This is a genomic window from Kitasatospora sp. NPDC042419 (assembly GCF_056437345.1).
Window position 1 is genome coordinate 77260 of sequence record NZ_JBWKAW010000027.1, and the last position, 22007, is coordinate 99266.

Annotated in this window: 16 protein-coding genes; 11 read left to right on the forward strand and 5 right to left on the reverse strand. The window is 75.2% G+C overall.

All coding sequences use genetic code 11. From position 1 onward, the window contains the following. Positions 1-42: 42 nt before the first annotated feature. The 9 genes from AC067J_RS34660 to AC067J_RS34700 all read left to right on the forward strand — a co-directional run bounded on the left by AC067J_RS34660 (position 43) and on the right by AC067J_RS34700 (position 10982). A complete protein-coding gene (locus AC067J_RS34660; protein WP_478306070.1) occupies positions 43-282 on the forward strand; it encodes a phosphopantetheine-binding protein in 240 nt (79 codons plus the stop codon). Next, on the forward strand, positions 279-1700 hold the full coding sequence (locus tag AC067J_RS34665) for a flavin monoamine oxidase family protein (protein ID WP_478306072.1): 1422 nt from the start codon (positions 279-281) through the stop codon (positions 1698-1700). Before AC067J_RS34660 ends, AC067J_RS34665 begins: the two co-directional genes overlap by 4 nt. Before the next feature lie 269 nt (positions 1701-1969). After that, positions 1970-3703, forward strand: a complete 1734-nt coding sequence (locus AC067J_RS34670) for a class I adenylate-forming enzyme family protein (protein WP_478306074.1) — start codon at positions 1970-1972, stop codon at positions 3701-3703. 36 nt (positions 3704-3739) lie between these two features. Next, positions 3740-5119 carry a KamA family radical SAM protein gene (locus AC067J_RS34675; protein WP_478306076.1) on the forward strand — a complete coding sequence of 460 codons (1380 nt, stop codon included), beginning with the start codon at positions 3740-3742 and terminating at the stop codon, positions 5117-5119. 20 nt (positions 5120-5139) lie between these two features. Further along, positions 5140-6192: an ATP-grasp domain-containing protein gene (locus AC067J_RS34680; RefSeq protein ID WP_478306078.1), complete on the forward strand. Its 1053-nt coding sequence runs from the start codon at positions 5140-5142 to the stop codon at positions 6190-6192. Beyond that, positions 6189-7418 carry a phenylacetate--CoA ligase family protein gene (locus tag AC067J_RS34685; RefSeq protein ID WP_478306080.1) on the forward strand — a complete coding sequence of 410 codons (1230 nt, stop codon included), beginning with the start codon at positions 6189-6191 and terminating at the stop codon, positions 7416-7418. The genes AC067J_RS34680 and AC067J_RS34685 overlap by 4 nt, the downstream gene beginning before the upstream one ends. Further along, positions 7415-8731: an MFS transporter gene (locus AC067J_RS34690; RefSeq protein WP_478306082.1), complete on the forward strand. Its 1317-nt coding sequence runs from the start codon at positions 7415-7417 to the stop codon at positions 8729-8731. The genes AC067J_RS34685 and AC067J_RS34690 overlap by 4 nt, the downstream gene beginning before the upstream one ends. After that, a complete protein-coding gene (locus tag AC067J_RS34695) occupies positions 8728-9654 on the forward strand; it encodes an SDR family NAD(P)-dependent oxidoreductase (protein WP_478306083.1) in 927 nt (308 codons plus the stop codon). The genes AC067J_RS34690 and AC067J_RS34695 overlap by 4 nt, the downstream gene beginning before the upstream one ends. 71 nt (positions 9655-9725) lie before the next feature. Next, positions 9726-10982 (forward strand): phenylacetate--CoA ligase family protein, encoded by a 1257-nt coding sequence (locus AC067J_RS34700; RefSeq protein WP_478306084.1) that lies wholly within the window; start codon positions 9726-9728, stop codon positions 10980-10982. A gap of 98 nt (positions 10983-11080) precedes the next feature. Here AC067J_RS34700 and paaI read toward each other — a convergent pair whose 3' ends face one another. Beyond that, the gene (paaI, locus tag AC067J_RS34705; RefSeq protein ID WP_478306086.1) at positions 11081-11527 is read right to left on the reverse strand and encodes a hydroxyphenylacetyl-CoA thioesterase PaaI; all 447 of its coding nucleotides are present in this window, start codon (positions 11525-11527) and stop codon (positions 11081-11083) included. Positions 11528-11664: 137 nt separating this feature from the next. Continuing rightward, positions 11665-13113, reverse strand: coding sequence for a WGR domain-containing protein (locus AC067J_RS34710; RefSeq protein WP_478306088.1), 1449 nt, complete (start codon positions 13111-13113; stop codon positions 11665-11667). Positions 13114-13418: 305 nt separating this feature from the next. On the opposite strand from AC067J_RS34710, the gene AC067J_RS34715 reads away from it, so the two are divergent. Then, positions 13419-16262, forward strand: coding sequence for a hypothetical protein (locus tag AC067J_RS34715; protein ID WP_478306090.1), 2844 nt, complete (start codon positions 13419-13421; stop codon positions 16260-16262). A gap of 136 nt (positions 16263-16398) precedes the next feature. On the opposite strand, the gene AC067J_RS34720 is transcribed toward AC067J_RS34715, so the two are convergent. Continuing rightward, complete coding sequence (locus tag AC067J_RS34720; RefSeq protein ID WP_478306092.1) at positions 16399-17766, reverse strand: styrene monooxygenase/indole monooxygenase family protein; 1368 nt, start codon at positions 17764-17766, stop codon at positions 16399-16401. A 224-nt stretch (positions 17767-17990) separates the two neighbouring features. Here AC067J_RS34720 and AC067J_RS34725 point away from each other — a divergent pair, with 224 nt between their 5' ends. After that, positions 17991-18758, forward strand: a complete 768-nt coding sequence (locus tag AC067J_RS34725) for an SDR family NAD(P)-dependent oxidoreductase (RefSeq protein WP_478306093.1) — start codon at positions 17991-17993, stop codon at positions 18756-18758. Between the two features lie 249 nt (positions 18759-19007). Here the strand turns inward: AC067J_RS34725 and AC067J_RS34730 are convergent, their stop codons facing one another. Both AC067J_RS34730 and AC067J_RS34735 read right to left on the reverse strand, forming a co-directional pair. Then, positions 19008-20195, reverse strand: a complete 1188-nt coding sequence (locus AC067J_RS34730; protein ID WP_478306095.1) for a LacI family DNA-binding transcriptional regulator — start codon at positions 20193-20195, stop codon at positions 19008-19010. A 19-nt stretch (positions 20196-20214) separates the two neighbouring features. Further along, entirely contained in the window at positions 20215-22005 is a 1791-nt protein-coding gene (locus AC067J_RS34735; protein ID WP_478306097.1) for a glycoside hydrolase family 36 protein, read from the reverse strand. Between the last annotated feature and the right edge of the window lie 2 nt (positions 22006-22007).

The window sequence follows — 22007 nt, forward strand, 5'->3', positions numbered from 1 at the left end:
GCCGACAGGCGCCACCTGCCGGTCACGAAAAGGAGAGCCTCGATGAGCGTTGACACCACCTCCGCCGACGCCGAGGACGTGGTGGCGATCTTCCGCCGCGTCCTGGAGACCGCCGACGTCGCGGCGGACTCGGACTTCTTCCTCCTCGGCGGTGACTCGCTCATCGCCACCCGCGTACTGAGCGCCGTCGCCCGCACGTACGGCGTGGAGCTGTCCTTCGAGGACTTCGTGCTCGCGCCCACGCCCGAAGGCCTCGCCGAGCTGATCGCGGCCGCCGGATGAGCGGCCGCGACACGCCTGCCGGGCCGGAGCACAGCGGCACCGGCACGGACATCGGCACCGGCGCCGACAGGCCCGGCGCCCGCTCCGCGGTCGTCATCGGCGCCGGCCTCGCCGGGCTGACCGCCGCGAACGGGCTGGCGGCCCGCGGGGTCGACGTCACCGTGCTCGAAGCCCGCGAGCGGGTCGGCGGCCGGATCCAGGGCCGTGAGGTCGCCCCGGACTCCTGGGTCGACGCCGGCGCCGCCTACCTGGGCGACCGGCACACCGAACTCCTCGCCCTGCTCAAGGAGTCGGACCTCGACACCACGCCGACCACGATGCTCGGCGCCAGCCGCTTCGCCCTCGGCGGGCCCGAACACGCCACCCGGGACGGCCGGTTCCCGCCGCTGAACGCCGTGGCGCTCGGCGACCTGTTCGACCGGCTGGCCGAACTCACCGCCGCCGTACGGCCGGACGCGCCGTGGCTCACCCCGGACGCGGAGCGGCTGGACGCCCTCACCGCGGCCGAGTGGGCGGACCGGCACCTGACCCACCCGGACGCCCGGCTGTTCTTCCCGCTCTTCCTCGGCGAGATGATGGCCGCCGACCCGGCCGAGCTGTCCGTCCTGCACATGGCCTTCTACCTCCGTTCGGGCGGCGGCCTGCGCTACCTCAACGCCTTCGAGGGCGGCGCCCAGCAGGACCGGGTCGCGGGCGGCGCCCACCTCCTGTGCGAGCGGCTCGCCGCGCGGCTGACCGACCGGCCCGGCGCGCGGCTGCGGCTCGGCGAGCCCGCCCTGGCGGTCCACCAGGACGCCGACGGGGCCACCGTCCTCACCGGGCAGGGCGGTTACCGGGCGGACGCCGTGGTGGTCGCGCTGCCGCCGCTGCTGGCCGACGGCCTCGACCACCGGCCCGACCCGCCCGCGCGCCGGGCCGGCGAGCGCACCGGACGCGGCTGCGCGGTCAAGGTCAACCTGGTCTACCCGTCGCCGGTCTGGCGCGACCACGGGCTGTCCGGCTGGTCGGTCAACGCCGAGGGCCCGCTGCTCTCGACGGTCGACGACTCGCCGTCGGCCGACGGGGTCGGGGTGCTGACCGGTTTCGTCACCGGCGCCGAGGCGCACCGGTTCGCCGCGCTGGCCCCGGAGCAGCAGCGCGCCGCGGCCGTCGCGCAGGCCGCCCGGCTCTTCCCGGTGCTTCCGGAGCCGATCGGCTTCCATGTCACCGACTGGGTCAACGAGCCGTACAGCAAGGGCTGTTACGCCGCGCTCTTCGGCCCCGGCGACTGGCTGCGGCAGGGGCTGACGCTGACCGCCCCGCACGGCCGGGTGCACTGGGCGGGCACCGAGACCAGCACCGAGTTCTTCGGGCTGATGGAGGGCGCGATCCGCTCCGGCCACCGCGCGGTCGCGGAGATCCTCGACGGCCACCACTGAGCCGCGCCCCACCGCACGACGAGCCCCACCGGCACCACCCACACCACAAGCAGCACCGGCACCACGAGCACCACCGACACCACCGGCACCAAGAGCGCCGCGAGCACCACGCCTGCGCGCACGAGCGGCAGCACGCAGGACCGGCGCCACCCCGCGAGAGCAGCTCCACCGCACGAACCTGTCCGCCGAGCACCAGTTCTCCCACACCACTCGGCCCGCCCCGCGTTCCACAAGAAACCGCGCCCGGGCCACCCCCTCAGGAGACCGCCATGAGCGACCAGAGTTCCATCCACCCCGCCGGCCAGAGCCCCGTGGCACCGCTCGCCGCCCGGGAGCGGCTGATGACCGAGCCCGACCTCGGGGCCGGCAACTTCCTCGAACACGCCATCGCGGTGAACCCCAACCGCGCGGTCCCGTTCGCCTTCAGCCACCACACCGACCACCGGGGCGCCGTCGTGCTGCGCGGCCACAGCCTGCTGGACCTCGCCGCGCTGCGCGACCGGTACGCCGCCTGGTACCACGCCAACGGCGTGCGCCCGGGCGAGCCGGTCGCCGTCGTGGTCGGCGAGGGCCTGGAGCCGCTGCTGCACTTCCTCGCGCTCACCGCGCTGGGCGCCGTCCCGGCGCTCGTCAACGACGCCATGCGGCACGACGTGATGGTCCGCTACCTCAACCACGTCGGCGTGGTCGGCGTGGTCGCCGACGACACCACCCGCCTCGCCGCCGCGTACCGCGAGGACCCGCAGCGCCGGCCGCGGTTCCTCGCGCTCGCCGCCGAGATCCAGGCCTTCGACGCCGCCGCGTCCGGCGGGCTCCCGGAGGCGTACCCGTACCGGCACGCGGCGGACGACGTGGTCGCGCTGATCCACTCCTCCGGCACCACCGGCACCCCCAAGTCGACGATGCTGGCGCACCGCCAGTTCTGGGACGGCAAGCAGCCGCGGATGGTGCGGTTCCCCGCCGAGCCGTACGACCGGCTGATGTCGCTGATGCCGCACACCCACGCGGGTGGTCTGAGCTACTTCCTCACCGCGACCCTGCTCGGCCTGCCGACCGTCGTGATGGCCGACTGGCGGCGCGCCGTGGTCGAGCCGGTGATGGAGGCGTTCCGGCCGACCATGGTCGCCTCCTTCCCGCGCACCTTCGTCGAACTCGCCACCGGGGAGCTGCCGGTGGCGGGCGCGGCCAGGGTCCACTCCTGGTTCAACACCGGCGACAGCGCGCACTACGGGCACATCCGCCGGCTGGTCGGGCTCGGCGAGCGGCCGGCCGGGCTGATCCGGCCGTGGCTGCTGCCGAGCGAGAAGGCCGAGCAACCGGCGCTGCCCGGTTCGCAGTTCGTCGACGGGCTGGGCTCCTCGGAGATGGGCATGGCGCTGTTCGGCCAGGTGACGACTCCGGAGAGCGTCCGCGACGACCGCTGTGTCGGCAAGCCGCTCGAAGTGGTGATCAAGGCGGCCGTGCTGGACCAGGACGGCGCGGAGGTCCCGGACGGCACGGTCGGGCTGCTCGGCGTGGTCACGCCGTCCCGCACGCCCGGCTACTGGAACAACGCCAAGCTGACCGGCAGCTTCGAACTGAACGGCTACTGGCTGACCGGGGACGTCGCCCGGCGCGAGGCCGACGGCTCGTTCTACCACCTCGACCGCACGGTGGACGTCATCGACACCGTGGCGGGGCCGGTCTACAGCCTGCCGATCGAGGAGGTGCTGCTGGCCGACTGCGCCGGGCTGGTCCGCGACTGCTCGGTGGTCGGCGTGCCCGGCGGCGCCGGGGAGGGCCAACGCCCGCTCGCCGTCGTCCAGTTGCAGGCCGACGCCGAGCAGGCGGGTGCCGAGGACGTCCTGGAGGCCGCCAACAAGGCGCTCGCGGCGGCCGGGCTGGCCGCGCTCGCCGCCGTCCGGATCGCCCGCACCGCCGAGGAGTTCCCGCTCGGGCCGACCGGCAAGGTGCTCAAGCGCGAGCTGCGGACCCGCTTCGCCACGCTCTTCACCGGCCGGTAGCGCCGGATGGACCGCCCCGTACCCCCCGCACGCCCTGTGACGGGGCAGCCGTACCAGTACGTCCGCACCCCGCTGGTCGAGCCGGACTGGCGCCGGCTGCCGGGCTGGCGCGACGTCACCGAGGCCCAGTGGCGGGACGCCCAGTGGCAGCGGGCCCACTGCGTGAAGAACCTCCGGCAGCTGCGGGCCGTCGCCGGCGACCTGCTCACCGACCGGTTCTACGAGGAACTCACCGCCGATCAGGCCGAGTTCGCGACGATGCCGATCCTGCTGCCGCCGCAGATGCTCAACACGATGGCGGCGCACGCCCCGACCGGGCCGGAGGCGTTCACCGAGGCGTTCCTCGCCGACCCGGTCCGCCGCTACATGCTGCCGGTGCGCGCCGACCGGCACCCCCGGTGGCCCAGCCACCCGAAGGCCGAACGCGACTCGCTGCACGAGGCCGAGATGTGGGTGGTCGAGGGCCTCACCCACCGCTACCCCACCAAGGTGCTGGCCGAGTTGGTCTCCACCTGCCCGCAGTACTGCGGGCACTGCACCCGGATGGACCTGGTCGGCACCTCCACCCCGCAGGTCACCAAGACCCGGCTGGTGCTCCGCCCGGCCCACCGGCAGGAGCAGATGCTGGACTACCTCAAGCGCACCCCGACCGTGCGCGACGTGGTGGTGTCCGGCGGCGACCTCGCCAACGTGCCCTGGCCGCAGCTGGAGTCGTTCCTGCTGCGGCTGCTGGAGCTGGAGTCGGTCCGCGACATCCGGCTCGCCAGCAAGGCGGTGGTCGGCCTGCCCCAGCACTGGCTGCAGCCGCAGATCCGGGAGGGCGTGGCCCGGGTGGCCTCCCTCGCCGCGCGCCGCGCGGTGAACCTGGCCGTGCACACCCACGCCAACCACGTCCGGTCGGTGACCCCGCTGGTGGCCGAGGCCGCCCGGGGGCTGCTGGACGCGGGCGTCCGCGACGTCCGCAACCAGGGCGTGCTGATGCGCGGCGTCAACGCCACCCCCGAGGACCTGCTGGACCTCTGCTTCGCCCTCCAGGGCGAGGCGAACATCCTGCCCTACTACTTCTACCTCTGCGACATGATCCCCAACGCCGAGCACTGGCGGACGTCGGTGCACGAGGCGCAGCGGCTCCAGGAGGCGATCATGGGCTACCTGCCCGGCTACGCCACCCCCCGGCTGGTCTGCGACGTGCCGGACCTCGGCAAGCGCTGGGTGCACCAGGCGGTGGCGTACGACCGCGAGCGCGGCGTCTCGTACTGGACCAAGAACTACCGCACCGAGCTGGAGATCCGCGAGGGCGGCGGCCCGGCCGAGGACGACGCGCTCGACCGGCGCCACCCGTACTACGACCCGGTGGACACCCTTCCGGAGTCCGGCCGCCGCTGGTGGGCCGACCGCTCCGGCGGAGCATCCTGAACCCCTTGGAAGGACCCGTGGTGAACCCCACCCCGTTGAACGACCCCGGCCCGCTGCGCCGGATGTGCTGGATCTTCCCGGACCGCGAGTCGAGCCGGATGTCCGCGACCTGGCACCACTTCTTCTGGGACCTCTACGAGGAGATCGCCGGGGAGCTGGGCCTCACCTGGTGCCGGCACGCGCCCGACGCGGTGACCGTGGACGCCACCGACCCGGCCCGGCCGGTGGTCTACGTGGACGAGGAGCCGGTGACCCCGCAGGACACCCTCTTCATCACCGCGCTCTACTCGCTGCCGTACCAGTCGATGGACGTGTTCAACCAGTACGCCCTGTACGCGGTCCTCGAACAGGCCGGCTTCTACCTGCCGTTCCCGCCGCAGGTCTCGCTGATCGGCAACGACAAGCTGGCCACCGTCCTGCACCTCGCCGACTCCCCGGTGCCGCCGATCCCGTCGATCCGGATCGGCACCGGCCGGGACATCAGCAAGCACCTGTACGAGGTGGCGCTCGGCGGCCTGACCTACCCGGCCATCGTCAAGCCGTCCGGCTGGTGCGGGGGCGGCGGGATCAACCTGGCGCGCGGCCCGGAGGACATCCGGGGCCTGGCCAGCCTCGCCCAGGGCGGCGACACCACGCTGATCGCCCAGCCGTACCTCGGGGACGGCACCGTCGACTACCGGGTCTACGTGGTCGACGGCGAGCCGTACGCGGTGATGAAGCGGATCCCGGAGCCCGGCTCGCCGGTGGCCAACGCGAGCCGGGGCGGGGCGATGGAGTTCCCGCCGGTGCCGGACGAACTGGCGGAGGCCACCGCGTACTTCGCCGAGAAGCTGCGGATCCCGTTCTTCTGCGTCGACTTCCTGTACGACGGCGAGCGGTACTGGTTCTCCGAGCTGGAGCCGGACGGGGTGATCGCCCCGGACTGGTCGGACCCGCACCGCACCCTGCAGCGGGACATCACCCGCGCCCGGTTCACCGCCTACCGCGACGCGCACGCCAAGTGGCTCGCCGACGCCGCGCCCGCCGCGCCCGCCGCAACGACCCCGACGACCCCCCGAACGGACCCCCGATGACCGACGCGTTCTCCCTGCCGCCGGAAGCGGCCGAGCCGCACCTGCCCGTCGCCGAACGGACCCTCGGCCGGCTGCGGACCGTGCCCGGACTGGCCCCGCGCTACGCGGACCGCCCCGGCGCCGTCCGCACCCTGGAGGAGCTGGCCGCGCTGCCGCCGCTGGTCAAGGACGACCTCAACACCGCCCTGGCCCACCTGGAACCGCGCTCGGAGACCGGCGCCACCTGGCTGTTCCAGAGCGGCGGATCCACCGGCGCCCCCAAGGTCGGCTACGCGCCCACCGGCTTCTACATGGCGGGCGTCCACGCGCACTGGCAGCCGCTCGACCGCGAGGACGTGTTCGTCAACGCCTGGGGCGCCGGGCGGATGTGGGGTGCGCACTTCCTCGCCGCCGGGCTCGCCGACCTGTCCGGCTGCCGGATCATCGCGCTCGGCTCGGTCACCCGGGAGGAGTACCCGGACTGGCTGGCCTTCCTCGCCGACCGCCGGGTGACCGCGATCGGCGGCACGCCGAGCGTGCTGCGGCTGTGGTTCGCGCACGCCCGCGCCGCCGGGATCAAGCTGCCCGCCCTGCGCAAGGTGCTCTGGCTGGGCGAGGCCTGGCAACCGCAGTTGGAGGAGGACATGGCGGCCGTCGCGCCGGACGCCCGCCGCTGGGGGATGTTCGGCTCCACCGAGACCTGGGTGGTCGGCACCAACACCCCGGACTGCCCGGCCGACACCTTCCACCCGCTGCCGACCCAGCTGGTGCACGCCGGGCCGGACGGGCTGCTGGACTTCACCACGCTCGACCCGGAGATGCTCAACCCGGTGCTGCGCTACCGCACCGGCGACGCCGGCGAGCTGACCGCCTGCCCGTGCGGCCGGCCGGGCCGGGCGATGCGGGTGCTGGGCCGGCGCGACAGCGTGGTCCAGGTGCGCGGCCTCGGCCTGCACGTGGACGAGCTGGTAGCCCGGGTGGAGCGGGAGCCGGGCGTCGCCCGGGCGCAGGTCCTGGTCACCGAGAACGGCGGGCGCGCGACCGGCGTGGACGTCCTGCTGCTGACCGACCCGGGCGCGGCGGTGGACGCCGAGGGGCTGCGCGCCGAACTGCTCGCCGCGACGTTCACGCTCAGCACGGCCTTCCAGCACGACCCGGAGAACTTCCGGGTCCGTCCGGTCGACGACCTGGTCAGCAACGACCGCACCGGCAAGACGGCCACCTTCGCCGTCCGGGAGGCCTCGTGAGCCCGCAGCGGGCGGGCCTCGCGGGCCTGCGGAAGCCGGCCGACCTCGGACGCGGCTTCAACCTGTTCTGGACCGGGCAGACGGTCAGCGTGGTCGGCGACCGGATCACCGTCTTCGTCGTCCCCACCCTGATGATCTTCGTGCTGCACGCCTCCCCGCTCCAGGTCGGCGTGGTGGCGATGGCCCAGTACCTGGGCATCCCGCTGCTCGGGCCGATCGCCGGGGTGCTGGTCGACCGGTGGGACAACCGCCTCACCATGCTCGTCTGCGACCTGGTCCGGCTGGCGGCGGTCCTGGTCATCCCGGTCGCGTACTGGCTGGACTTCCTCTCCACGCCGCTGCTGTTCTGCTGCGTGGCGGCGATCAGCGGCGCGACCATCTTCTTCAACGTCGGCTACCTGATCGCCGTGCCCGCCGTGGTGGAGAAGGACCAGATGGTCCGTGCCTACTCGCGGCTGGAGGGCAGCAACTCGGTCTCCGAGGTGGCCGGGCCGTCGATCGCGGCCGGCCTCTACAGCGCGCTCGGCGTGGCCGCCCTGGTGGTCGACGCGGCCAGCTACCTGGTCTCCGCGGCCTGCTTCCGGTCCATGCGGCCCTGGGGCGGGCGGAACGTCGTCGAGGGCACGGTCTGGGAGCGGCTGACGGCCGGCTTCCGGCTGAACTGGGCGGACCCGGTGCTGCGGCGGGTGGTGATGTCGGCCGTCACGCTGAACTCGGGCGGTCCGATCTTCGTCACCGTGCTGCCCGTCCTCGCCTACCGGGGGCTGGGCGTGTCGGTCGGCGTCCTCGGCGCGGCCATGTCGGTCGGGGCGGTCGGCGCGCTGGCCGGCGCCGTGGTCGCCCCGCGGATCAGCGAACGCCTGGGCCTGGGCCGGACCCTGGCCTGGTCGCTGCTGCTGCACTGCCTGGTCGGGCTCGGCGTGCTGGCCGCGCCCGCGCTGCCGGCCGGCCCGGTGATCGCCGTGACGATGGGCTGCTACGGCTTCTTCATGTCCTGCATCAACGTGTGCAGCGCGCCGACCCGGCAGGCCCGGATGTCCGCCGAGAACCAGGGCGTGATGCACGCGGCGTTCCGGACCGTCACCTGGGGCGTGATCCCGCTGGCCGCGCTGGTCGGCGGCCTGGCCGTGTCCGCGCTGACCGACCGACTGGGCATCCTGGACGCGGCCCGCTGGACGATGGTCGGCGGCACCCTGCTCGCCGCCTGCTCGTTCCTGCCCGCGCTCGGGATCCAGCCGCTGCTGGACGCGGCCGCCCGGGAGAAGAAGCAGGCCGAGGACGCCGCGCCGGAGCTGACGGAGAGCGCCTCGTGAGCGCGCCGGACGCGCCGGACGCGCCGAACGGCCCGAGCCTGCCGGATGCACCGGACGCGACGGACGCACCGGTCGTGCTGATCACCGGCACCTCCTCCGGCATCGGCCTGGCCACCGCCGTCGCGGCGGCCCGCGCCGGGTACACGACGGTGGCCACCCTGCGCGACCCGGACGGCGCAGGGGAGCTGTCCGAGGCGGCCGGGCAGGCCGGCGTCACGCTGGACGTGCGCCGCCTCGACGTCACCGACGCCGGTTCCGTCGCCGCCTGTCTGGACGGCGTGGCCGCGGCGTACGGGCGGCTGGACGCGCTGGTCAACAACGCCGGGGTCTCCAACTCCGACCCGACGCTGGAGATGTCGACCACGGCGGCACTGCGGGCCAACCTGGAGGTGAACTTCTTCGGCGTCGTCGAGGTGAGCCGGGCCGCGATGCCGCTGCTGCGCGCCTCCGGCGGCCGGCTGGTCACCGTCGGCAGCGTGCACGGCGTGGTCGGCCAGCCGTTCAACGAGGCCTACTGCGCGGCCAAGTTCGCCGTCGAGGGGTTCATGGAGAGCCTGGCCCCGGTCGCGGAGGCGCACGGCGTGCGGGTCTCCGTCGTCGTCCCCGGTTTCGTGCCGGACACCCGGTTCGGCATCTTCCCGGACATCGACCGCCGCACCATCCAGGCCGCCTCCGGCCCGTACGCGGCCACCTTCGCCGACTACCTCGACTGGGTCGGCGGCCAGGGCTGGGAGGCCGCCGGGCAGCCGGCCCGGGAGGTCGCCGAGGTCGTCGTGCGGACCCTGCGCGCCGAACGCCCCGCCTTCCGCGTCCCGACCAACGCCTGGGCCGCCGAGTACCTGGAGCAGAAGCTCGCCGACCGGGACGGCTCCGCCGTCCAGACCCTCGCCCGCACCTGGATCGGCCGGCCCGAGGCCGGCTGAGCCGCGCCCGGCACGCGCCGGGGACGTGCCCGCGCCGCCCACACCCCCCCCCAGCAGTCAGGAGAAGCACCGTGCCCGCCAAACCACTGCCCGAGCTGGTCGACTTCGCCCGGAGGAACTCCCCCTTCTACGCGGAGCTGTACCGCGACCTGCCGGACCGCATCGACCACCTCACCCAACTGCCCGTCATCGAGCAGACCGCCTTCTGGGCCGCCAACTCCTGGCCGGAGAACCGCCTGCTGACCGGGCCCCTGCTCGACGCGGGCGTCTACAAGACCGGCGGCACCACCGGCGTCCCCAAGTTCTCGCCCTGGTCGCGCACCGAGCACGCCGACTCGGTCACCGCCTTCGGCGCGGGCCTGGTCCAGGCCGGCCTCAAGCCCGGCCACCGGGTCGCCAACCTGTTCTGGGCCGGCGAGCTGTACGGCGGCTTCCTCTACATCGAGAACGCCCTGCACCACGCGCCGGTCGACAACGTCCGACTGCCGGTCGGCGCCGCGCCCAACGCGTACATCGCCGACCTGATCGAGGACTTCGGCGTCGACGTGCTGGCCGGCGAGCCGATGAAGCTCAGCTCGGTCGCCGAGTACCTGGTCAAGAACGGGAAGACCGCCGAGCGGATCGAACTGCTGCTCTTCGGCGGGGACCTGCTCTTCGCCGACCTGCGGCCGCTCCTCTCCCGGGCGTTCCCCAAGGCGGCCGTCGCCTCGATCGGCTACGCCTCGGTGGACGCCGGGCTGGTCGGCGCGCCGGTGCCGGGCGACGACGTCCGGGTGCACGAGGCGTTCCCGAACCGCACCGTGGTCGAGCTGGTCGACGACGTGACCGGCGAGCCGATCACCGCCGCCGGGGTGCCCGGCCGGGTGGTGGTCACCAACCTGTTCCGCACCCTGATGCCGATCCTGCGCTACCCGACCGGCGACCGTGCCGAGTGGGTCGATCCGGAGCGCGGGCGGTTCCGGCTGGTCGGCCGGTCGGTCGAGGGCGCCCGGATCGGGACCGTCGCGATGCCGACCGAGGAGATCCGCGCGGTGCTGGTCGCCGCCGACCCGGACCAGGTCATCTCCGGCATCCAGCTGGTGCAGCGCCGCTGGGACGGCAAGGACGGCCTGGTCCTGCGGCTCGGCTACACCGAGGAGCCGCCCCCGGCAGGGCTGAGCGAGCAGCTGGTCGAGGCGGTGTACGCGGCCCGCCCGCTCTACCCGCACGACGTCGCGGACGGCGCGATCCACGACCTCCGCGTCGAGTGGGTGCCGCGCTCCGAGCTGGTCACCAACCCCCGCACCGGGAAGCTCCAGCAGGTGGTGGACGAGCGCCCGCCGGCCTGACGCCCGCGCGCCGGTGACCGGTCGCCGGGTGGGGAAGCCCCCGCCCGGTCACCGGTAACCGGCCGACCAGCCGGTTCGGCCGGTCGGCCCGCCGCCGGTCAGCCCGTGTGCGGCTTCCCGGCCAGCATCACGCTCTGGCCGCGGAACTCCGCGACCACCTTCCCCGCGGCCGTACGGACCGCCACGTCGTAGACGCCGGTGCGCCCGGAGCGCGCCCGCTCCACCGCCTCGGCGACCAGCTCGTCCCCGACCCCCGCCGGCGCCAGGAAGGTCACCTGCGCGGCCTGCGCCACCGTCACCGGGCCGTAGCTGTTGCAGGCGTAGGAGAACGCCGCGTCGGCGAGCAGGAAGAGGTAGCCTCCGTGGGCGGTCCCGTGCCCGTTCACCATGGACGGGACCACCCGCATCCGCATCAGCGCCCGCCCGGTGGACACCTCGTCGAGCGCGATGCCCAGCCCCTGGCAGGTCAGGTCCCGCTCGTACAGCGCCGCCATCCGGGAGTTCAGCCCGACGGGTTCCGGCGCCACCGCAGTCTCCGCACCCATGAAATCCTGCTTTCCCCGGAACGGCCCGAAGTGGTCGGTGTGCCGCGCTTCCGCATGGCAACGGCATTACACCGAGGCCCGCGACGGGCTGTCAACGGTCCTCCGGGTGAACGGAATCCGCCGCGGCGCGGACGCCCTCAGAGCAGGCGCTTGATGTCACCGCGCGCCCGGTAGAACGAGCCGCTGCCGGACTCCAGCACCTCGGCCACCAGGTAGCGGGCACCCGGCACCCGGATGTCCTTCGGGAACTGCACCCGGCGGGTCGCGTCGAAGCCCGGCGAGACCACCCGCACCCGCAGCCGGGAGCCGTCCTGCACGCACTCGACCTCGATGCCGCCGGCCGCGCCCGCCGAACCGGCGGCCACCGCCTCGATCTCCGCCCCGGCCACCGCGGCCGTCCAGCCGCTGCCGTCGACCTCGGCGGCCTGCGGCAGCCGGCCCTGCTCGGCCTCGCGCACCGCCGTCTCGCTCGCGTCCAGGCAGACCAGCGACCCGTCCGTGGTCACCAGGTACAGCCGGCCGTCGCGGTACTGCATGCTGTACGCCGAACCGCAGCCGGTGCCCAGCTTCCACAGCCGGGTGCCGTCGGCCGCGAAGCAGTACACCGAGGAGTGGTTGTCCCCGGCGAAGACGTACCGGCCGTCGGGCGAGGCCGCGCAGGAGAACACCGCCGCGTCGCAGCGGTAGCGGGCGGCCTCGGAGCCGTCGGCCTTGCGCAGCCGGTGGACCGAGCCGCGCGAGGTGCCCGCGAACACCTCGTCCCGCTCCTGCCAGCCGAACAGCACTTCGCCGTCGGTGCGGGTGTGCCAGACCGGCTCGCCGCCGCGCGCCGCGTACCGGGCCACCCCGCGCGAGTGGCCGTGGTAGACGCCGTCGGCGTCGCAGCGCACCATCCAGCCGTCGATGCCCTCGGCCTTGCGCCGCCACTGGAACTCGTCCTCGTGGTCGACCGTGGTGATGCCGCCGCGCGCGTCGGCCACGCCGAGCACGCCGTCGTGGATGTCCAGCCAGTAGATGTCGACGTCCTCGGCTATCTCGTACGCCACCCGCGGCACCTTGCCGCCCAGGTCGTACACCTTGCCGTCGTCGCAGCCCGCGTAGATCCACCAGTCGTCCGCGACGATGCACTTGACGCCGTCGGGCAGCCCGTAGCGGCCGGTCACCCGCCCGTCGTGGGTCAGCGTGTAGACGTCGCCGCGCTCGTTGCCGACCCAGGCGTGCTCCTCGCCGACGAAGATGCCGAACGCGGCCGCGCCGGAGTGGAAGCGCCACAGCACCGGGGCCTGGCTGGCCGTGGAACGGCTGCTGACGATCGCCCGCCGCGTCACCGCCCGGGGCTGCCGCACCCCGCGCACCGCCGGGGCGTAGCCCTTGCGGACCTTCTCGCCGATCTTCTTGGCGGCCGCCGCCGCGGCCTTCTCCGGCGACGCGTACGCGGTCGTCTTGGTCTGGCCGCTCTCGCCGATCCGGCCGTAGGTGACGGTCACGTCCACCCCGGCGACCCGGACCTCGTAGAACTTGTGGGCGCTGCCGCTGTCCTCGGACAGCTCCAGGTAGGTCGTCTGATCGGCGGCGGTGGCCGGCATGGCGGGGCCCCTTCCGGGCGCGAATGTGCTGGGTGTGCTGGGTGTGCTGCAGAGTGCTGCGGAGTGCTCGGGTGTGCTGCGGGCTGCCGGGGAACGGGGTCCCCGGGCGGTCCGCCTCGTGACACCCCAGAACATAGAGGACGCCTCCGACAGCCCGGCGGCCGGAGGGGCCGTCATCCTGCCCGAACGGACCTTCCGTTCCGTGCACGGTTCTGACAGCATCGTCCGCTATCCGGTGATCAGGTGCCGGAATCGGTGTGGCGTCCACGGCGGGAGAGCGGGGCGTACGGGGCGGGGAGACGCGCATGCAGGACCAGACCCTCGACCCGGTCCGCGCCGAGCACCGGCCCGCACCGTGGGTGCGCACCAGACTCCGGTCGGCCCGGTTCGCGGCCGTCCTCAACGCCGTGCTCGTCCTCGCCGCCGTCTTCCTTACCGCCGCACTGCCCCGGGCCGTGGACCTCAGCGCCGACGCGTCCCTGCGCGACTTCCTGCGCTCCCGCAACGCCAGTGGGACCAGCCTGTACAGCACCTCCACGATCCGGAGCGGCGACGACAAGGACACGCTGGCGGAGGTCGCCGCCGCCCTGGCCTCCCGCACCGGCGGGGAGTTCCGCATCGCCGACAGCGGCCCGGTCCACGGCGTGTACGGCGCCAAGCCCACCACCCTCGGCAACCCGCACCTCGCCCGCCCCGACGGCTACTCGCCGTCCCTGCGCCTGCTCCACCTGGCCGGGATCGCCGGGCACGCGGACCTGGTCGCCGGCCGCTGGCCGGCCGGCGCGCCCCTCGACCGGCCGCTGCCGATCGCGGTCTCCGCACAGGCCGCCGGGAAGCTGAACATCCGCCTGGGCGACGTGCTCACCGAGGAGATGGGCGACCCGTCCCCCGCCCTGGGGGTCGAGGTCGTCGGCTTCTACACCGCCCACGACGAGGCGGACCCGTACTGGACCGACCTCGACTGCGTGACCCGCGGCTGCCTGGACATCCCCGACACCAACGAGAAGCTGCGGGCCTGGCACACCACCGGCGTCGTCGGGGACGACTCGCTGCCCAGGCTCATCACCTGGGCCAAGGGCGGGCACGCCTTCTGGCGGCAGCCGGTCGACCCGGACTCCCTGCGCGTCGACCGGCTCCCCCTCGCCACGACCGAGATCAACTCCTACCTGACCGGCCCGACCGCCGCCGGCCTGATGGTCACCACCGGCCGCTCCGACCTGCGGACCGTCTCCCTGCTCCCCCAGCTGTTCACCCTGGCCGCCGAACGCCGGGAGGCCGCCGCCCCGCTGGCCGCGATCGGCCCGGCCGGGCTGGCCGGCGTCGTCGCGGTGGTGCTCTTCCTGGCCGCCGCGCTGGCCGCCGACCGGCGCGCCGCCGAGATCCGGCTGCTCCGGGCCCGCGGCGGATCGCGGCGCGGAATCCTGCGGCGGCTGCTCGGCGAAGGCGCGGTGACGGTGCTGCCCGCCGCCGCGCTGGGCACGGCGCTCGCCCTCCTGCTGCTGCCCACCCCGCGCTGGGGCACCTCCGTGCTGGCCGGCGCCCTCGTCGCACTGGTCTGCCTGCTCGCCTTCCCGCTGCGCGCCGCGGCGCTGCTCGCCCCGCCCCGCCCGGCCGGCAGCCGGCGCCGCGCGGTCGGCGAACTCGCCGTCCTGGCCCTGACGGTCGCGGCCGTGGCGGAGGTCCGGCGGCGCGGCGTCGCCCAGGCCGGCAGCGGCCTCGACCCGCTGGTGGTCGCCACCCCGCTGCTGATCGCGCTCGCCGCCGGTCTGCTGATCGCCCGGATCCAGCCGCCGCTGGTCGGCGCCCTGGCCCGGCTGGTCGGCCGGCGCCGGGGCGCGGTCGGCTTCCTGGGGCTGGCCCGCGCCGCGCGCGGCACCGGCGACCGCCCGCGCCCCGCCGTCCTGCCGGTGCTCGCCCTGCTGCTCGCCGCCACCACGGCCGGGTTCGGCGCGAACCTGGTCGACGCGGTCGACTCCGGCCGGGCGCACAGCTCCCGCCTCGCCGCCGGCGGCGACGTCATGCTGAGCGGGCCGACCGGCATCACCCTGCCGGACTCCTTCACCGCCGCCGCCGGCGGGCTGCCCGGGGTGACGGCCTCCACCGCCGTCTTCATGGAGACCGACGTCGTCGTGCTCCGGCCCGGCGACCGCCCGCTCACCATCTCCGTCGTGGTCGCCGACCCGGTCGCCTACGCCGAGATCTCCCGCTCCCTCGGCCGGGGCGCCTTCGACCCGGCGGCGCTCGGCGGCGCCGCGGCCGCCGCCCCCGCCGGCGGGGTCCCCGAGCCGACCGGACCGCCGGACACCCCCGTCCCCGCGCTGTACTCCGCGGACCTCGTCGCCCTGCTCGGCGGCGACGCCGACAGCCGGCGGATCCGCTTCCGCAGCAACGGCGAGCTGACCGCCGCCCGGATCGCCACCGTCGACGCCACCCCCGCCCTGCGCGACTCGACCCGCCCGTTCATCGTCCTCCCGGCCGGCCCCGCCGTCGCCCTGCTGCCCGAACTCGCCCGCCGCACCTACTGGTTCGCCACGGGCGAGATCGACCGGCAGGCCGTCCTCCGGCTGGCGCACCAGCTGCCGGTCACCGAGATCGTCGCCGACACCGCCAGGCTCACCGGAATCCCGGCCGCCGGCCCGAACGCCGACTCCCTCCCCGAGGGGTACGCGATGTACACCAGCGAGGAGTTCAACGCCGAGGTCGCCGCCGACCCCGTCCAGCACGCCGCCTCGCGACTGTTCCGGGCCACCACGGCCGGCGCCGGGGCGTTCGCGCTGCTCGCCGTCCTGCTCACCCTGCTCCGGGCCGCCCCCGACCGCGCCGCGTCGCTGGCCCGGCTGCGCACCATGGGCCTGCGCCCCCGGCAGGGCCTGTCCCTCATCCTCACCGAGACCCTGCCGCAGACCCTGCTCGCCGCGTTCGGCGGCGCGCTGGCGGCGATCACCGCCGTCGGCGTGCTCGGGCCGGTCTTCGACATCTCCGCCCTGCTCGGGACCCGCGTGCCGCCCGGCCTGCCGGTCAGCGGCTGGGCCGTGGTACCGCCGACGCTCGGTCTCGCCGCGCTGGTCGCGGCCGGGATCCTCGCCGAGGCGCTGGTCTCGGGCCGCCGCCAGATCGCCACCGAGCTGCGCGTCGGCGACGGCAACTGACGTACACCGCACGGCGGTTACGTCCGCCGGACGGCGACGGGCCCGGGCCCGGCTTCGAGCCGGCGCCCGGGCTCCCGGCGGGCGCAACCGGCCGACCTGCCCGACGGACGTGCCGGGGCGCTGCCACCGCAGCGCGCTACGGCAGCGGGCCGTCCGGCGCCGGCGCGGTGCCCGGGCCGCCGCCCGGCGCGGCGGACCGGACCGTGGCGAGGTACTCCTCCGTCAGCTCCGGCGCGGCCAGCCAGGCCGCGTGATCGACCGGCTCGGCATAGGTGTTGGCGAGCCTGCGGGCCACCGCCGGATGCTCCGCGGCGGCCCCGAAGACGGCCTGGAGGTGGTCGGGCATGGTCAGCATCGACGCCGTGAACTCGACGGTGTGGCGGGCGTGCCGGTGCCAGAAGCGCTCGAAGGTGTCGTGCATCCACTCCGGGGTGAACGGCTCCCCGCGCCGGGCGACGATCGCCACCAGGTAGGCGGCGGCCGCCCGGGCGGCGCTGTTCGCGCCCTGGCCGGTGATCGGGTCGTTCACCACCAGCGCGTCGCCGATGCCGAGCACGGCCGGACCGCCCGTTCCGCCGCCCGCCGCACCGCCGTTCACCGCACCGCCGCCGCTGCCGCCACCGATGCCACCGATGCCGCCGCTGCCGCCGTCCAGCCGGGCGACCGGCCGCCGGACCTCCGGGGTCAGCGCCCCGTACAGGGCCGCTCCGGCGTCGGTCGGCTCGGCGGCCGTCCAGAGCTCCGCCTCCCAGGGGAGGTAAGTCCGCAGCAACTCCCGCATCCTGCGCAGCTGTTCGGCAGGGGCGGGGCGGTCCGCGAAGCAGTCGAACGGGCTGCCGGGAACGGCCTCCCAGAGCAGGATGTCGCAGGGTCCGGAGAGGGTCAGCGCGGGCTGGAGGTACAGCTCGCCGACGCCGGGCACGGCGTGCATCCGCGCCCTCGGCCCGGCTGTCGGGTCGGGCGCGCCGACCCCGTGCGCGTACAGCGCGGCCAGCGTCCGCTGCGGGGCGTCGAACGGCGAGCGGGCGGCGTCCCGTTCGAAGATCCCGGCCAGTCCGCCGCGGCCGACGGCGACGACCGTCAGCTCGTGCGCCTCGGCCAACTGCCGCAGTCCGGCCCGGTCCAGGCTCCGGTACTCGACCCGGCCACCGCGCTCGGCGACCAGCTCCAGCCAGCGCGCCATCTTCATCCGCTGGTCCACCGACTGGGCCGGCTCGTCCAGCGTCATGGTGAACTCCAGTGCGCGGAGGCCAGGTTCGGGCACCAGCACGGCGTCCACGTCCCGGACGGCCGGCGCCGCCGCGGCCCACAGGTCCAGTCCGGCCGACCGCTCGATCCGCAGCGCCGGGCCGAACATCGCCTGCGTCGACAGCACCGGCCCGCCGAGCAGTTGTTCCGGGGTCCGGGCGGAGACCACCGTCACCTGGTACCCGCCGAGCGCGAGCAGCCCGAGCGCGAGCTGGAGTCCGGCCTGGCCCGCCCCGACGATCGCGATCCGGCGCATGGCGTCCTCCGCCCGTCGATGTCCACCGTGTGACGGCAACACTACGTCAACTCGTCTTCCGGTGAAGCCGGATGGCCATCGTGTGACGGCCCTCCGCTCCGCACGCGGCGCCCGCACCGGGATCAGTAGGCTGACCGGAGCCGGGCCCGGGCGAGCCGCCGGACGTGCGCGGACACCGGGACCGGGAACGCGGTGCCTGTCGACGACGAGGGGAGGCCCGGCGGATGGCACGGGTGGTGGTGGTGAGCGGCGGGGGTACCGGTATCGGGTACGCCGTCGCGGAGGCCTTCGCGGGTGACGGCGACCAGGTGGTCCTGGTCGGACGGCGCGCCGGGGTGCTCGAACGGGCCGCCTCGCGGCTGCGGGCCGCGCACCCCGGCGCCCCGGCGGCGGTCGCCCTGACCGCCGACCTGGCCGACCCGGCCGGGGCCGGGTCGGCCGCGGCGGGCATCGCGGAGCGGTGGGAGCGGGTCGACGTCCTGGTCAACAGCGCGGGCGGCAACGCCGCCCTCGGCGAACCCGCCGACCGGCCGGACGGCCTCGCCGGCACCGCCTGGCACTGGCAGGAGAACTTCCGGGCCAACACCCTCACGGCCGTCCTGCTCACCGAGGCGCTCAAGGACCGGCTCGCCTCGCCCGGCGGACGGGTCCTGCTGATCGGTTCGATCGCCGCGTACCGGGGCTCCGGCTCGGGTTCCTACGGCGCCGCCAAGGCCGCCCTGCACCCCTACGCCTACGACCTCTCCGCCGAGTTGGGCCCGCGCGGCATCACCGTCAACGTGATCGCCCCCGGCTACGTGGCCGACACCGAGTTCTTCCGCGGCGGGCTCTCCGCCGAGCGCGAGAAGACACTGATCGCCCAGGCCGACACCCGGCGAGCCGGGCGCCCGGCCGACGTCGCGGAGACCGCCCGCTGGCTGGCCTCGGCGTCCGCCGGCCACCTGACCGCCCAGGTCATCCAGGTCAACGGCGGCGCCGAACACGGCCGTTGAGGGGCGCCAAGGCGTGGCCGCCTGCCCCGAACGCCCGCCGCCGCCGAGCGGACGGGCGGGGCAAGCAGGGCATGCGGGGCGGGCAGGGCATGCGGGCACGTACGAGTGGATCCCCGGACGAGCAGTCCGGCCGCCGGTCGTCCCGACGGCGGCCGGACCGGACGCCATGACCCCCGGCCCGGCCCCACACCGGACCAGGGGCCCCCAGCCCGGCCCCACCGGGCCAGGGTCCCGTTCCGGAGGCCGTGCTCAGCCCGAACTCGCCCGCACGACGAGTTCCGCGGGCAGTTCGAGCCCGGCCCCGGTCAGCTGTTCGCCCCGTACCTGGGCCAGCAGCAGCCCCACCAGCCCGGCCGCGATGCCGCGCAGCGGCAGGCGGACCGAGGTGAGCGGCGGGTACAGGTGCCGGCCGAGCGGGGTGTCGTGGAAGCCGGTCACCGCGAGGTCGCGGCCGACCAGCAGGCCCTCGGCGCGGGCGGCCTCGTAGACGTCGAGGGCCGCCAGATCGTTGTCCGCGGCGAGGGCGGTGGGGCGGTCGGGGTCCCGCAGCAGGGTGCGGAGCGCCCCGGCCCCGGGCACCGGCACCACCTCCAGGCCGAGCCGACGCGCCTCCCGGTGGAAGCCCGCCCGGCGCGCCGCGAGCCACGGCAGCTCGGCCGGCGCCCCCGGCTCCTCCCCCGGCCCGGTCGACGATGCCGCTTCCCCGCCGGCCCGCCCGGCCACCTCCCCGGGCACGGCCTCGCTCGCTTCCCCTCCCGGCTCCCTTCTCGCGTCCCCGATCACCTCACCGGGCACCGCCCAGGCCGCCCCCTCCGGCACCGCGCCGGCCGCCCGCGCCGCCGAGCCGACGAAGCCGACCCGGCGGTGGCCGCGCTCCGCGAGGTGGCGGGCGATCTCCGCGGTGGCGGCCGCGTTGTCGATGTCCACCCAGTGCTGCGGCAGCCCCGGCGCGGTGCGGCCGAAGGAGGCGAACGGGACGCCGACCCGGGCCGCGTGGGCGACCCGGGCGTCCTCGGGGAGCACGTCCGCGAGGACCAGCCCGTCCACCTGGCGGGCCGCCACCAGGTCGTCGATCGCCGCCCTGGCCTGCGCCTCCCCCGGTGCCGCGCGGACCAGCAGGACCCGGTGCCCCTCCGCCCCGGCCGCGTCCACCAGGGCCTCCAGGAACCCCGCCATCAGCGGGTTCGGGTCGAACGGGTCGTCCACCGGCGCGAGGTAGCCGATGGTGCGCCGCTCGCCGGTCCGCAGCGAGCGGGCCGACTGGTCCGGCCGGTAGCCGAACCGTTCGACGGCGGCGGTGACCCGGGCGAGCGTGTCCGGGTGGACGCGGTGCGGGGCGTTGAGCGCGTTCGAGACGGTCTGCCGGGACACGCCGGCCGCGCGGGCGACGTCCGCGATGGTGGTGGCGCGGCGCGCGGGGCGTGTTCCCTCGGTCATGGCTGCTCCGGTCGGTGGGTCAGTTGTCGCCCTCCGGCTCCGGCGCCGGACGGCGCAGGGTCAGCAGTCCGCCCCGGGGGACGGCGACGGTGACGCCGCCGTCCACGAGGTCGACGGTGCCCTGGTGGACGGTCCGCCCGCGGGCGTCCCGGACGGTGGCCTCGGCGCTGCCCCGGCCGCCGACCAGGCGCACGTCCGGATCGGCGTCGGCGTTGGCGACCAGCAGGGTACGCCACGGACCGGCACCGGTGCCCGCGTCCACCGGCAGCGCCGCGTAGCGGGCGACGACGGTGGTGCCCGTCCCGGCGGAGGCCGCGGTGACCATCGGGTAGCCGAGGTCGGGCCGGGCCGGGAGCAGTTCGCCGAGCTGCAGGGTGTCGACGTGCTCGCGGGCGACGCCGAGCCAGAAGGCGAGCGCCTCCCGCTGGGCGGGGCTCTGGACGGCGAGGTCGACGGAGATCTGCGGGACGGAGAAGAGGACGTTGATGAGGTGGCAGGCGAGCTGCTCGGGCGGCTCGGTGGGGTGCCACATCAGCATGTCGGCGTGGACCGCGAGCGGACCGGCGATCAGCCGGGTGTCGATGGTGCGCTGGCGGTTCTCGTGCGGGCTGAGCGGGCAGTCGGTGGCCCGGATCATCGTGGCGTAGGGCCACAGGCCGGGGCTGACGTAGGGCTGGCGGTGCTCGATCATGCCCTCGGGGCAGGCGGCGTCGACCCGGCGGCGGATCTCGGCGAGCAGCAGGTGCAGGCCCTCGTCGACGGTGGCGCAGTCGGCCTCGGGCCCGGCCTCCGGCGGGTCCTGGACGCCGAACCAGTCCACGAAGTCGACCTTCAGCCCGTCCATCCCCCACTCCTCGACGGCCCGGGCGAGGCTGTCGGCGAGGTGCTGCCGGACCTTCGGGTAGCGCGGGTCCGCGACGACGGCGCCCATGTGGTCGGCGTGGACGAGGGCGTAGCCGGAGAGGGCGTCCCAGGCGGCGCTGTCCTTGCCGATGAAGGGGAGGGCGTACCAGAGCAGGTAGCGGACGCCGAGGTCGTGGACGCGGCCGACGTGGGCGGCGGTGTCGGGCAGCGAGCGGGGCTCCCAGTCCCCGCAGTGGGCGTAGCCGCGGGTGCGGTCGGTGGTCATCCAGCCGTCGTCGACGATGATCGTGTCGAGGCCGAGCTCCTTGCCGAGGGCGGCCTGCCGTTCGACGGCCTCGGGGGTGATGTTCTGGTGCAGCGAGTACCAGGTGGAGTAGGCGGGGAGGCGGGCGGCGTCGGGGACGTGCGCGGTCCGGCCGGCCTGCCACCAGTCGGCGACGGCGGCCAGGCAGCGGGCGTAGTGCCGGCCGGAGGTGTCGATCCGGACGGTGAGCCGGCCGGTGGCCTGGACCCAGTAGCGGAAGTCGCCGGTCTCCTCCAGGACTCCGGCGCCGGCCAGGGCGTCCTCGCGGTCGGCGGCGAAGGCGCAGATCGCGGTGTCACCGGTGCCGACCAGCACCGCGACGGGGGCGCCGCGGGAGAGGGTGACCCGGCGCGGGGCGCTCCAGGCGGCCGGCAGCCACCCGGTGCCGCGGGCGTCGGGGGTCCAGAAGGCGGTGGCGTCGACGCAGGGGGTGCGCCATTCGATCCGGACCTCGCCGCTGTCCTCGGCGGTGACCTCGATGACACCCTCGGACACCGTGCGGACGCTCGCCTCGCCGGTGACCAGCAGGTCGAGGCCGTCGGCGGCGACCCGGCGCGGGCGGGCGGTGGTGGCGGGGGCGTGCGGCTCCCAGATCTCCTCGTGCTCGGCCTGCTCGGCCTGCTCGCTCGTCGGTGGTTCCATGG

What these genes read in the sequence shown, in the direction of transcription:
- AC067J_RS34660 (WP_478306070.1), top strand. Translation starts at nt 43, where the DNA reads ATGAGCGTTGACACCACCTCCGCCGACGCCGAGGACGTGGTGGCGATC.
- AC067J_RS34665 (WP_478306072.1), top strand. Translation starts at nt 279, where the DNA reads ATGAGCGGCCGCGACACGCCTGCCGGGCCGGAGCACAGCGGCACCGGC.
- AC067J_RS34670 (WP_478306074.1), top strand. Translation starts at nt 1,970, where the DNA reads ATGAGCGACCAGAGTTCCATCCACCCCGCCGGCCAGAGCCCCGTGGCA.
- AC067J_RS34685 (WP_478306080.1), top strand. Translation starts at nt 6,189, where the DNA reads ATGACCGACGCGTTCTCCCTGCCGCCGGAAGCGGCCGAGCCGCACCTG.
- paaI (WP_478306086.1), bottom strand. Translation starts at nt 11,527, where the DNA reads ATGGGTGCGGAGACTGCGGTGGCGCCGGAACCCGTCGGGCTGAACTCC.
- AC067J_RS34710 (WP_478306088.1), bottom strand. Translation starts at nt 13,113, where the DNA reads ATGCCGGCCACCGCCGCCGATCAGACGACCTACCTGGAGCTGTCCGAG.
- AC067J_RS34715 (WP_478306090.1), top strand. Translation starts at nt 13,419, where the DNA reads ATGCAGGACCAGACCCTCGACCCGGTCCGCGCCGAGCACCGGCCCGCA.
- AC067J_RS34720 (WP_478306092.1), bottom strand. Translation starts at nt 17,766, where the DNA reads ATGCGCCGGATCGCGATCGTCGGGGCGGGCCAGGCCGGACTCCAGCTC.
- AC067J_RS34725 (WP_478306093.1), top strand. Translation starts at nt 17,991, where the DNA reads ATGGCACGGGTGGTGGTGGTGAGCGGCGGGGGTACCGGTATCGGGTAC.
- AC067J_RS34730 (WP_478306095.1), bottom strand. Translation starts at nt 20,195, where the DNA reads ATGACCGAGGGAACACGCCCCGCGCGCCGCGCCACCACCATCGCGGAC.
- AC067J_RS34735 (WP_478306097.1), bottom strand. Translation starts at nt 22,005, where the DNA reads ATGGAACCACCGACGAGCGAGCAGGCCGAGCAGGCCGAGCACGAGGAG.